This is a genomic window from Sedimentibacter sp., from assembly GCF_038562225.1.
Taxonomy (GTDB): Bacteria; Bacillota; Clostridia; order Tissierellales; family Sedimentibacteraceae; genus Sedimentibacter.
This window is the reverse complement of record NZ_JBCFAS010000002.1, coordinates 176610-188666: the sequence shown is the minus strand read 5'-3', so window position 1 is coordinate 188666 and position 12057 is coordinate 176610. Positions and strand designations below refer to the sequence as shown.

Sequence of the window (12057 nt, the reverse complement as noted above, 5' to 3'; positions counted from 1 at the left end):
CCTTCCTGCCAGCAGGAGAGGATGAAGGGAGATTGAATAATGAGACTGAGAAACATCAGCAGAAAAAATCTGCTTGATTTTGCCAAGACCTTATTTTTGGTGTTGATAGCTGTCTATATCGTGTATGAGGGACAGAAGGAACTTAGAGCCATCGATTTTTCCAAGACCGTTCACATGCTTAGAAGCTTTTCAGCATCCACTATACTTATTTTTACTGTGTTCGGCTTGCTTGCCAACGCACTGATGACATTGTATGACTTCATTATTGTCAGACATTTGAAGCTGGATATTGAAAGGATGAAGATTTTCAATGTTTCGTTTGTTGCCAACAGCATAAACAACGTCTCAGGGCTCGGGGGCCTGACCGGTGCATCCATAAGAGCCGTTTTTTTCAAGAAAGATGCTGGTTCAGCGGATGATATCATCAGGTATGAATTGTTTCTGGTTCCTGCCACCGGTGTGGGACTTTCGGTTATGGCTGCTGCGGTCCTTTTAAGATACAGGTACATAGAGCCCATAATACTTGAAAACAAGTGGCTTATGGCTGTGCTCCTGGGATTTATAGCTTATTTTTTCATATATTTTTTTATTGACAGCATATTTTTCTGGTATAAAAAACAGCCCTATGAAGGATTAAATAAGGATAACACAAAAATTAAACTGAAGCTTTTGCTTGTTTCACTGCTTGAATGGGTCAGCGCAAGCCTGCTGTTATACTTTATCGTTCTTCAGTATGACAGGAGCGTTTCCTTCACTCCGGTTCTTGTTTCATTCACGCTGGCGTCCATTGCTGGTGTGGCCAGCATGCTGCCGGGAGGGGCGGGTTCCTTTGACTTCATTTTGCTGCTTGGATTCAAGCACTATGGGATGAATGTGGAGTCTGCACTGGCTGCCCTGGTCATGTACAGGATGTTTTACTACTTCATGCCGCTTCTTATAGGAATAATAATCACATTCTCTAAACAGCTTATTAGCGGCAGAAAGGCAGTGGTTCAGAACCAGCAGCTCAAAACGTTCATGTGCAGGACATCCAATATTACAAACATGTTCCTGAGGCTTCTGGTTTTAATTAGCGGACTGGTTTTGCTGGCTTCAGCACTGGTTCCGGGACTGGTAGAAAGACTAAAGATAGCCTACAGAATTTTGTCGCTGCCCATAATGCAATGGTCAAACCAGATATCCATATGCATCGGAATATTGCTCCTTTTCATGTCCAGGGAAATAGGAATGAAAGTCAAACGCTCGTATTATGCAACCCTCTTCCTTCTGTTCGTCGGTGCGGTCTCCACATTTTTGAAGGGCTTTGACATAGAAGAGGCAGTCATCCTGACATTTGTGTTCATCTTGCTGTTTTTTTCAAAAGAAAGTTTTTACAGAAAAAGCCTGCCTTTTAACTGGCTCAAGACCATATTTACTGTTATTCTTGCATTTGTTGGCATACTGACTTATGTGAAGCTGAGACACATGATACTTGTTGACTTTCTTTCCGCCTACAAGACAACAAGGGTTCCGGGAATGCTGAGGTTCAACTCCGTATTTACAGGAATGGTTTCGTATTTATCACTCATTATCTTTATAATAGGTTGGCAGCTGACAAAGCCAAGGATAGTAAATGATGAGCGATATGAAAGTGTGGATGATGAAAAACTAAAGAGATTCCTGGAAAACAACAAGGGAAACTATCTGACACATCTGATATTTTTGAAGGATAAGCACATATATTGGGCCCAGGGCGGAAATGTTGCAATTGTGTATGAAAAAAGCCATAACATTGTAGTAGTCCTTGGAGATCCCACCGGAGACGACAAGCTGTTTGGCGAAGCCATATCGGAATTTTTAAGTTTCATAGACGAGTACGGCTACAAGGCTGCATTTTATCAGGTAAGCGACAATTATCTGCCCATATACCACGACCTGGGTTATGTCTTCTTCAAGCTGGGGGAGACGGCCCTTGTAAACCTTATTGAATTTGACCTGCAGGGGCCTGAAAGCCGAAGCTTCAGGAATGTATTGAGCCGTTTTTGCAAGGATGGAATGGAATTTCAGCTTTTTGAAAACCTGCCCGATGAACTTTACCAGGAGCTTAAGGACGTTTCGGACCAGTGGCTTGGCAAGCGAAAAGAGATGGGATTTTCGCTTGGAAGTTTCGATAGAAATTACCTGAAACATTCACCGGTTGCAGTGGTAAGAAGCTGCAGCACAGACGAGATTGTGGCATTTGCTACTGTTATGCCGTCCTACGACGGAAACAGGTCGGTGTCGCTGGATTTGATGCGTTTTAAAAAGGATGCCCCAAAGAACACCATGACTTTTCTCATACTCAATCTGCTGACAAACTACAAAGACATGGGATATGAAATATTCAATCTGGGAATGGTTCCGCTTACAAATGTCGGCAACAGGCAAAGAGCTCACCTGCCTGAAAAGCTGGCACACCTCATCACGCTGTACGGCAACCATATTTACAGCTTTGCAGGGCTTCGCAGCTATAAGGCAAAGTTTTCTCCCTCATGGGAACCCAGGTATCTTGCTTATGAAAACATAATATGGCTTCCATCATCATTGATAGAAGCGACACTGCTCATTCACTAGCGACTAAAGGCATCGCTTAATAAAATGGCAAGGTTGCGGCTGCCACTCCCAGCAATATCAGGGACAGAGTTGCTTCCGTACTGTACAATGTGAAGGCATTCTGTCCCATTGTTATGCTCTTTTTCCCCCGCCCAATTATTAATTTTTTCTTATTTATTAATTTTAATTGCGAGAAAACATTGCCACCCGATTGACTTATTTAACCGCGTTTAATATAATGAAGCGTATGAGAGGGGTATCCCCAGGATTCAGCGTAATCTGCAGTGCCGTTAGCCGTAATCCGTTCTAAACCTAAGGTTTGGTGGATTTTTTTTATTTCGCTGCATACATTCAGGAACTTACCGACGTACTTATCAGGTGCACTGCAGGCATCTCAACATTGAAAGGAATAAATATATGAAGGATTTAGAAAAGAAAGATTACATTTTTACCAACAGAAATTTATTGGAGCTTTTGTTTCCGCTTATAATTGAGCAGTTTCTGGCAGTGGCAGTGGGACTGGCTGACTCCATAATGGTGGCCAGCGTGGGAGAAAGCGCTGTGTCTGCAGTTTCTCTGGTTGACTCCGTAAACATACTTCTCATAAACATATTTGCTGCACTGGCCACAGGAGGAGCAGTTGTGGCGGGCCAGTACATCGGGCGAAGCAGGACAGACAAATCCTGTGAAGCAGGCGAGCAGCTTCTCATATTTGTCACATTGGTTTCACTGGCCATAATGGCTTTGATGTATGCCGGGAAAGGCTTCATTTTAAACGTGGTGTTCGGAACCATCGAGCCGGATGTGGCAGCCTATGCCGACAGGTACATGATGATTGTGTTCTCCAGCATTCCTTTTATAGCTTTGTACAACAGCGGAGCTGCGCTGTTCAGGGCCATGGGAAACTCCAAGGTCACAATGGTCACATCAATAATAATGAATGCCATTAACGTAGCGGGAAATGCCATTCTAATTTACGGGTTCCGTTACGGTGTGGAAGGTGTGGCGATTCCAACGCTTATATCCAGAGGTGTGGCAGCGGTGATAATAATAGCCCTGTTAAGAAACCAGGATCTCATCATTCATATCAGCAGCCCGTTCAAATACAGGTACAACAAGAAAATGGTGGGAAACATTCTGCGCATAGGAATTCCAAACGGAGTTGAAAACAGCATGTTCCAATTGGGTAAGATACTTCTGTTAAGCGTTGTGGCGGGATTCGGCACTGCATCCATAACAGCCAATGCCGTTGGAAACACGGTTTCATCTTTTGAAATTCTGCCCGGAGCTGCCATAGGACTGGGACTCATAACTGTTGTAAGTCAGTGCGTAGGAGCAGGAGATTACGAGCAGGTGAGATACTACACCAAGAAGCTACTCAAATATGCGTATGTGTCGCTAATAGTACTTAATGCGGCCATAGCCCTTGCCACTCCATCAATTCTGAAGGTGTACAATTTGTCTTCCCAGACGGCTGCCATGGCTCAGCAGGTCATATTGTTTCACAGCATAAACGCGTGCCTCACCTGGCCCTTGTCCTTCACGCTTCCAAACACCCTCAGAGCTTCAAACGATGTGAGGTACACCATGGTCATAGGTGTTGGCTCCATGTGGATATTCAGAATAGGTTTCGGCATCTTCCTGTCAAGATACATGAACATGGGAATGTTCGGAGTGTGGGTTGCCATGATCATTGACTGGGTAATAAGAAGCATTTTCTTTGTGTCACGCTACATGGGAGATAAGTGGGAAATGAAGAAGGAGCACAACAGTCAAAGCCGGGAAACAACAGAGGCGGCCTGTGAGGGAGCATAAAACTTGATACATTTTTATTGATTTTATTTTGTAAAAGTAATATAGTAATTAAAAAATAACTATATGTCTGTACTAAGAGGTATGCATTGAACATAAATAAAATCATAAATGAAATAAAATCAGGCAGCTCTGTCAATGAGCAGGAATGCTTCGTAACCGTTGAAGAAGCGCTGAGGCTGCCCATGTTCGGAGGCTATGAGATCTTAGGCGGGAAAAACGGCCTCACCAACAAATGCAAACACATGACTATTCTTGAAACACCGGAAGGGATTAGCTGGCTGAAGGGCGGAGAATTTCTGGTGACGGCAGGTTATGCCCTTTACGGCAAAGAGGACCTCAAACAGAACATGATCGCAGATGCCTACAACAAGGGAGTTTCTGCCATAGCCATAAAGGATATGAGGTACTTCGGTGATATCAGCGATAAGCTCATATCGGATTCAAACAAGTACAAGATACCCATTATCAGGATACCGTACAATGTGACGTATTCGGAGATGATTTCCAACTTTTATTATATTTTGTTCTACCGCAGGAATGAACATATCCTGAATCTCAACAACATTTATAAAAGTCTGCTGAAATTGTCATTTGAAGACAAGGAAATAGATGAAATAATTCATTCTCTTTCCAATCTGACCAATTCAAATGTGTTTTTGTTCGATAACAGGCTGGAACTCATCAGCCGGAGCATCATCAATATTGAATGGTACAATAAGGTTGCCGAACAGTATCCGTTTAACAAATCTGGCGGTTCTGCTTCTGCAGAGTTTGAAACTTTCTGCGTGAACAAGAAATTCAAGGATTCTTACATCAGCATATATCCGATCATCAAGAGGAACAACAAGACAGCATTCATATATGTGGTGAATGAAAACAAGATAGACGCATTGATTCAGAGTGCCATAGATTACGGTGTTTCTATAATTTCTTCCAAAATTGAAAAAGATAAGCTGGAAAAGTTTAATCAGCCGAAATATAAGACCACAATGGTTGACATCATGCTCAACAACAAGGATCTGCCTCTTGACTTTTATCTGAATTTTGAAAGAGATATCGGATGGGACAAGGATGGGGAAGTTGTGGGACTGTGCGTCAAAACGGAAGCTGTTAGCGAAAAAAGCCAGGACGATTTTAGCAGCACTGTCCATAAGGTTCTTATGGAATCCATCGGTCATGAGAATTACCTTTCAACTGAAAAAGCAAATGATATTTTTGTATTCATGAAGATGGAACCGGGGGATTTCATCCAGGATGTAATTGCCGGCATCTATGACAGACTGATGGCTTATAAAACCAAGTTTATGGTTTCAGTAGGCGTTTCCAAGCCCTATGAAAGTTTGCATGACATAGAAAATCTGTACAATGAATCTTACCTGGCAGTTTTATTCAGCAGCTTTGATGTTGTTCACTACAGTTCACTGGACACCATACGGCTTTTGTATCCCTTGAAGAATGACGACGAAATAGTGAAATACTTCAACAAAACCATAAAAAAGCTGGAGCTTTATGACATCAAGCACGAAACAAACCTTGTGGATACGCTTGAAGCATATTTCAGATACAATCTGAACAACAAGCTGACAGCTTCAAAGCTGTTCATACACATAGAAACCTTAAGGTACAGACTAAACAGGATTCAGGAAATAACAGGGTTTTCGCCTAATGAGACAGAAGGCATATTTGCACTGCAAATGGGGCTTAAACTCATGAAGCTGATCAGATTAAAATAAAATACAATTATTCGGTAAAGTCTTTGCGTTTTATGAGAAGTCATAAAACAGAAGGCTTTATTTTTATGTTTATATATGATTGTATTTAACTGACAAGTTGTTATAATTCTTTACTAATAAGTATTCACAAATGCTTGCAACAAAGATTTTGACGCAATGTCAGGGGGTTAATATGTTATTAAAACAAATATTGGAAGTGTATGAGCAAATTGACTCGTCTTTCGTAGACGGACAGAAGGTAAAGGAATATCTACAGTCCTACGGTGCTAAAGATGTTGAAGTAAAAACTTTTTCCGGAGATAAAGGAAAAACGGATTTTGTAAGAGTAAGAATTCCCGGATTGAAGGGAAAGTCAAAAGGCATGGATACCCCTACCCTGGGTATATTGGGAAGGCTCGGCGGAATAGGTGCCAGACCTGAAATGATCGGAATGGTGTCCGATGCTGACGGCGCTGTGGTTGCACTGGCTGTGGCAGCAAAACTTCTGGATATGCAGAACAAGGGCGATTTTTTGGACTGCGACGTGGTAGTATCAACTCACATATGTCCCGATGCTCCCACACAGCCACACAAACCGGTTGCCTTCATGGGTTCGCCCGTTGACATGGCTACCGTAAACAAGGAAGAAGTAGACGGAGAACTGGATGCCATATTGTCCGTGGATACCACAAAAGGAAACAGGGTTATAAATCACAGGGGTTTCGCCATATCTGCAACTGTTAAGGAAGGATACATCTTAAAGGTAAGCGATGACCTGCTGGACATAATGGAAATGACAACCGGAAGACTTCCAGTTGTTTTCCCTATCACCACTCAGGACATTACACCTTACGGAAATGATGTGTACCACCTGAACAGCATACTCCAGCCATCCACTGCAACTGATGCACCGGTAGTGGGAGTTGCCATAACAACTGAAACAGCTGTACCCGGATGCGCCACAGGCGCCAGCAATCCCAACGATATGGAACAGGCAGGAAGATTTGCGGTTGAAGTTGCCAAGCAGTTTGGAAAAGGCAACTGCAGCTTCTACAACAAAGAAGAATTCGCGAGATTGAAAAAGCTGTATGGAAGTTTGAGCCATCTGCAGACTTTAGGAAACTAAGCCATTAAAGTTTATACCAAATAAAATAAAAATCAAAATTCAAAGAAGGAAGGTAAAGAAATGAAGAAAAGATTATTGTCTTTAATGCTGGCAGGCATAATGGCTGCAACTGCGCTGACAGGCTGCAGCAGCACAAAAACGGAAACGCCGGCCAGCACTGAAAAACCTCAGGAAAAACCGGCTGAAACAGCAAAGAATGAACTTGTGGTTCCCAGCGAACCTCAGGATGGAGGAGTACTTACAATAGCTCTGACATCATCACCAAAGAACCTTGATCCGGTAAAGTATACAGGCACCTATGAATCTCAGATAATTCAACAGGTTGCTGATACATTGGTGACATACAAGATGGATTTAAGTGAAATTGCACCTAACATTGCAAAGTCATGGACAGTAAGTGAAGACGGCAAAGCATATACTTTCCAACTGAGAGACGATGTTTATTTCCAGCCTGGCAAGTATCAGGACGGAAGACAGCTTAAGGCTGAAGACGTTAAATACTCACTGGAGCGTTCTCATGAACTGTCAGCAATGAAAAGGCTTGACATGATTGAAAACGTGGAAGTTGTAAATGACTTTGAAATAATCGTTCATCTTCCTGAACCCAATGCAGCGTTTCTGACAGCCCTTACAAACTCAGGAAACGTAATAGTTCCGAAGGAAGAGGTTGAAGGATGGGGCGATGATTTCGGCAACCACCTGGTAGGTTCAGGTCCGTTCATGCTTAAAGAGTTCAAGTACGATGAAGAAGCAGTGCTTGTGAAAAACGAAAAGTACTGGGCTCAGAAACCTCACCTTGACGGGGTTACTTTCAAGGTAATCACAGATATAAATCAGAATGCAAATGCCTTAAGAACAGGCGAAATTGATTTTTCCTCAGGACTCAGCGGAGAATCAGTTAAGCTCATAAGAGAAGATGCAAACATTAAATTGTTGGAAACTCCGGGCCTTCACGTGGCATACATCTACTTCAACCAGGTTAAGGGACCCACTGCCGATATAAGAGTTAGGGAAGCATTGATTAAAGCTGTTGACACCAAGGAATTGGTTAAAGGTATATATCAATACGGTGAAGCCCAGCCGGCTTCTCTTCCTCTCCCTCCAGGATCATGGGGATATGATGCTTCACTGGAAAGCTCAGTGCCTGCTTATGACCCAGCAGCTGCAAAAGCTCTGCTTGCTGAAGCAGGATATCCTGACGGATTTAAAACAACCGTTTATATATCTAACACTCCTGCGCGTGTGAAGATGGCTACAATTCTTCAGCAGTATCTGAAAATGAATTTGAATGTGGATCTTGATATTCAGACTTCAGAGTGGGGAACATTCAGCGAAATAGCTTCCAAAGGAAATGCAGAGATTTTCGCAATGTCATGGACATGGTATCCGGATCCGTATTTCTTCCTGAACAAGATTTTTGCATCAAGCGCAATCGGTTCATTGGGCAACGGCCAGGGATACAGCAATGCAGAGGTTGATAAGCTTCTTGATAAGGCCTTGCTGGTAACTGACCAGGCAGAAAGAGCAGAATATTACAAACAGGCTCTTAAGCTCATAGTTGAAGACCGCCCTGGTATATTCTATTCAAATGAAAATGTAACATGGGGTGTCGCTCCGGAAGTTCAAGGCTTGATTCAGAGAGCTGACGGAAGCATATTCCTCGTAAATGAGGAAGTAAATGTTTGGAAAGTACAGAAATAAATAAAGATAAGTTTCAATAATTACAATAAGAGGGGGCTATACCCCCTCTTAAGGTATAATTAAGTAAAAGAGGTGATGTAAATGTTAAAGACATTTTTAAAAAGGTTGTTTCAGATAATACCTACATTGCTTGTTGTCGTGACTATTACATTTATCATAACGAGGATGATACCGGGAAATCCCGCTGCAACTATACTTGGTCCTCAGGCTTCTGCTGAGGAAATTGAAAAGCTCAGCGAAGAGTTAGGTTTAAATGAAAGCATTTGGAAGCAATATTTCAATTATTTGGGTGATCTGCTCAAAGGTGATTTTGGAACTTCATATTCATACAATCAGCCTGTTGCAAGGCTCATATCGGATAGAATACCGAATACACTGGTAATTTCTCTTTCAAGCATAGTATTGGCAATTCTAATCGGAATACCCATCGGTATATTATCTGCTGTAAAACAGTACACTCTGTTTGATTATATTTCTATGATTCTGGCATTGATAGGTGTGTCTATGCCTATATTCTGGCTGGGACTGATGCTGGTTCTTGTGTTCAGCGTCAATTTGGGATGGCTGCCATCCCTGGGAATGGGTTCCATGGAAAAGGGACTTTGGGATGTGGTGTCCCACATGGTGCTTCCTGTGGCGTGTCTTGCGACAATTCCAACTGCCACATTCGCAAGGATTACACGTTCCAGCATGCTGGAGGTGATCAATGCCGAGTACATTAAATCCCTGAGGGCAGGAGGGCTTAAGGAAACAGTCATCATTTGCAAGCATGCTCTTAAAAATGCACTTCCGCCAATAGTTACCGTGCTGGGATTGCAGCTTGCCACATCCTTTACGGGAGCCATATTGACAGAAACAATTTTCTCATGGCCGGGAATGGGGACGCTTATTGTGGGAGCCATCGAAAACAGGGATTACGTGTTGATACAGGGAGCTGTGCTGCTTACTGCATCGGCATTTGTGTTTATAAATTTATTGGTTGACGTGGCTTACATGTTTATAAATCCCAAGGTGACATATGACAGTGCAAAGGGGGGAGCATAGTGAACGATACACTTGGTAGCAGCGCACAGGCAGAAATGATAAAAAAAGAGCGCAGAGCAAACAACGCCTGGAACAAACTCAAAAGAAACAAGACTGCCATAATCGGGTTGGTTATAATCTGTGCCATGGTGCTTATGGTTATATTTGCGAAATTTTTGGCTCCCTATGATCCCAATGCCCTGGATCTGGGCAATGCCTTCATGAAACCCGGAGGAGAAGGGCATATATTCGGAACCGATGAGTTCGGAAGAGATCTTTTCAGCAGAATTGTCTACGGCTCCCGAATTTCCATACTGGTAGCCGCAGGGGCGACTGTTGTTGGAGGCGTAATAGGATTGCTGCTGGGATTGGTTTCAGGCTATATGGGAGGCATTGTTGACTCCGTGATCATGCGTGTAATGGACGGCATGATGGCATTTCCATTCGTCCTTTTATCAATTCTATTGATGACAATTCTGGGGTCCGGAGTTTTCAACGTGATACTTGCCATAGGCATATCCAATGTTCCGCGGTTCGCCCGCATAGTGAGGGGACAGGTTCTTGTAGTGAAGAACGAGGAATACTGCAATGCGGTAAGGGTTATTGGAGCATCTCATACAAGGCTTTTGTTAGGACACATTTTCCCTAACTCCCTTTCTCCCATTATTGTTCAGGCGACCCTGAATATCGCAGGTTCAATTATATCAGAAGCGACATTGAGCTTTCTGGGACTTGGTATCTCTCCTCCAACCGCATCCTGGGGAAACATACTGAGAGGAGGAAAGGACTATCTTTCCACGGCTCCTCACATAGCCATGATTTCCGGATTCTTCATTCTTATTACAGTTTTGGGATTCAATCTTTTCGGAGACGGAATAAGAGACGTGCTGGATCCCAAGATGAAAAAGTAGGTGATGATTATGGATTACAAAAAAGCAGTACAGGAAAGAGTGGACATGATTATGCCGGACCTTGTTTCCCTTTCGGATAAGATTTGGAGCAATCCTGAATACAATTTTGAAGAACACAAGGCCTGCGAAGCATTTTCAAAGCTTCTTGAACAATACGGCTTCCATGTTACTGTGGGACTGGCTGGCCTTGAAACAGCCTGCAAGGGAACCTATAAAAGTGCAAAGGACGGCCCTCACATAGGCATATTCGGAGAATATGACGCGGTTCCAGGCATGGGACATTCCTGCGGACACAACCTTATGGCCGCCATGGCGGTGGGAGCAGGTGAAGCGATAAAAAGCGTAATCGATGAAATTGGAGGAACCGTGACTGTGTTCGGCACTCCCGCAGAAGAAGGCGGAGGAGGCAAGGTCATTATGCTGAACAACAGAGCATTTGACGGCCTTGACGCTGCCATGATAATTCATTCGGCAAATGAAACTGTCGTAAATGACATATCATATTCAAAAACAGATATACTTGTTGATTTTTACGGAAAAAAATCTCACGCAGCAACCTGGCCCGAGGAAGGAATAAGTGCTCTTGCTCCGGTGCTGGAGCTTTTTAACACAATTAATTCCCTGAGGCTGGAAATTGCCGATAAAGGAAAGATCCTGGGCATAATCACAAAGGGCGGCGATGATCCGGTAATGATTCCCGAACACTGCCAGGCGAAGTTCACTGTGCGTTCCTTCAGCATGAAACACAAATTTGAACTTCTTCACAGGCTCATCCATATTTGTGAAAATATTGCAGCAATAACCCGGACCAGATTTGAATACAAGCTGGACGGACACTCATATGAAGACATAAGAAATAATCCGGCCATTGAAGATGCACTTGCTGATAACTTCAGGGCTCTGGGTGAAGAAGTGATGCCAAGAAGAAGGGAACTGGGCATAGGATGCACTGATGTAGGCAATGTTACCCATAAGATACCTGCCCTTCAGTCATATGTGAAGGTAGTGCCTTATGTCAGGGGACACACAGCTGAATTTGAGAAGGCCGTGGGAGGACCGGACGGTCACAGGGCAATCGAGGTCGGTGCAAAGGCAATGGCCATGACGGCTGTCGATATATTGACCGACAAAGAACTTTACGAAGAAATTATAAAATCATTCAATGAAATGAAGAAAAAATACCAGTGGGAGGAGTAGA

8 protein-coding genes are annotated in these 12057 nt (G+C 43.2%); all 8 read left to right on the top strand.

Going from position 1 to position 12057, the window contains the following annotated elements; genetic code table 11:
* Positions 1–39: 39 nt before the first annotated feature.
* The 8 genes from mprF (at position 40) to AAGU76_RS07465 (ending at position 12056) form a co-directional block, all read left to right on the top strand.
* Positions 40–2592, top strand: coding sequence for a bifunctional lysylphosphatidylglycerol flippase/synthetase MprF (mprF, locus tag AAGU76_RS07500; protein WP_342484854.1), 2553 nt, complete (start codon positions 40–42; stop codon positions 2590–2592).
* Between the two features lie 396 nt (positions 2593–2988).
* Positions 2989–4386 carry an MATE family efflux transporter gene (locus AAGU76_RS07495; protein WP_342484853.1) on the top strand — a complete coding sequence of 466 codons (1398 nt, stop codon included), beginning with the start codon at positions 2989–2991 and terminating at the stop codon, positions 4384–4386.
* A gap of 86 nt (positions 4387–4472) precedes the next feature.
* A complete protein-coding gene (locus AAGU76_RS07490; protein ID WP_342484852.1) occupies positions 4473–6119 on the top strand; it encodes a PucR family transcriptional regulator ligand-binding domain-containing protein in 1647 nt (548 codons plus the stop codon).
* Positions 6120–6291: 172 nt separating this feature from the next.
* A complete protein-coding gene (locus tag AAGU76_RS07485) occupies positions 6292–7224 on the top strand; it encodes a DUF1177 domain-containing protein (protein ID WP_342484851.1) in 933 nt (310 codons plus the stop codon).
* A gap of 60 nt (positions 7225–7284) precedes the next feature.
* On the top strand, positions 7285–8925 hold the full coding sequence (locus AAGU76_RS07480) for an ABC transporter substrate-binding protein (protein ID WP_342484850.1): 1641 nt from the start codon (positions 7285–7287) through the stop codon (positions 8923–8925).
* A gap of 81 nt (positions 8926–9006) precedes the next feature.
* The gene (locus tag AAGU76_RS07475; protein WP_342484849.1) at positions 9007–9969 is read left to right on the top strand and encodes an ABC transporter permease; all 963 of its coding nucleotides are present in this window, start codon (positions 9007–9009) and stop codon (positions 9967–9969) included.
* 35 nt (positions 9970–10004) lie between these two features.
* Entirely contained in the window at positions 10005–10859 is an 855-nt protein-coding gene (locus tag AAGU76_RS07470) for an ABC transporter permease (RefSeq protein WP_342485701.1), read from the top strand.
* A 9-nt stretch (positions 10860–10868) separates the two neighbouring features.
* Positions 10869–12056: a M20 family metallopeptidase gene (locus AAGU76_RS07465; protein WP_342484848.1), complete on the top strand. Its 1188-nt coding sequence runs from the start codon at positions 10869–10871 to the stop codon at positions 12054–12056.
* The last annotated feature ends 1 nt before the right edge of the window (position 12057 follow it).

Coding starts and splice junctions, on each gene's coding strand:
- mprF (WP_342484854.1), top strand. CDS start 40: ATGAGACTGAGAAACATCAGCAGAAAAAATCTGCTTGATTTTGCCAAG.
- AAGU76_RS07495 (WP_342484853.1), top strand. CDS start 2,989: ATGAAGGATTTAGAAAAGAAAGATTACATTTTTACCAACAGAAATTTA.
- AAGU76_RS07485 (WP_342484851.1), top strand. CDS start 6,292: ATGTTATTAAAACAAATATTGGAAGTGTATGAGCAAATTGACTCGTCT.
- AAGU76_RS07480 (WP_342484850.1), top strand. CDS start 7,285: ATGAAGAAAAGATTATTGTCTTTAATGCTGGCAGGCATAATGGCTGCA.
- AAGU76_RS07475 (WP_342484849.1), top strand. CDS start 9,007: ATGTTAAAGACATTTTTAAAAAGGTTGTTTCAGATAATACCTACATTG.
- AAGU76_RS07470 (WP_342485701.1), top strand. CDS start 10,005: ATGATAAAAAAAGAGCGCAGAGCAAACAACGCCTGGAACAAACTCAAA.
- AAGU76_RS07465 (WP_342484848.1), top strand. CDS start 10,869: ATGGATTACAAAAAAGCAGTACAGGAAAGAGTGGACATGATTATGCCG.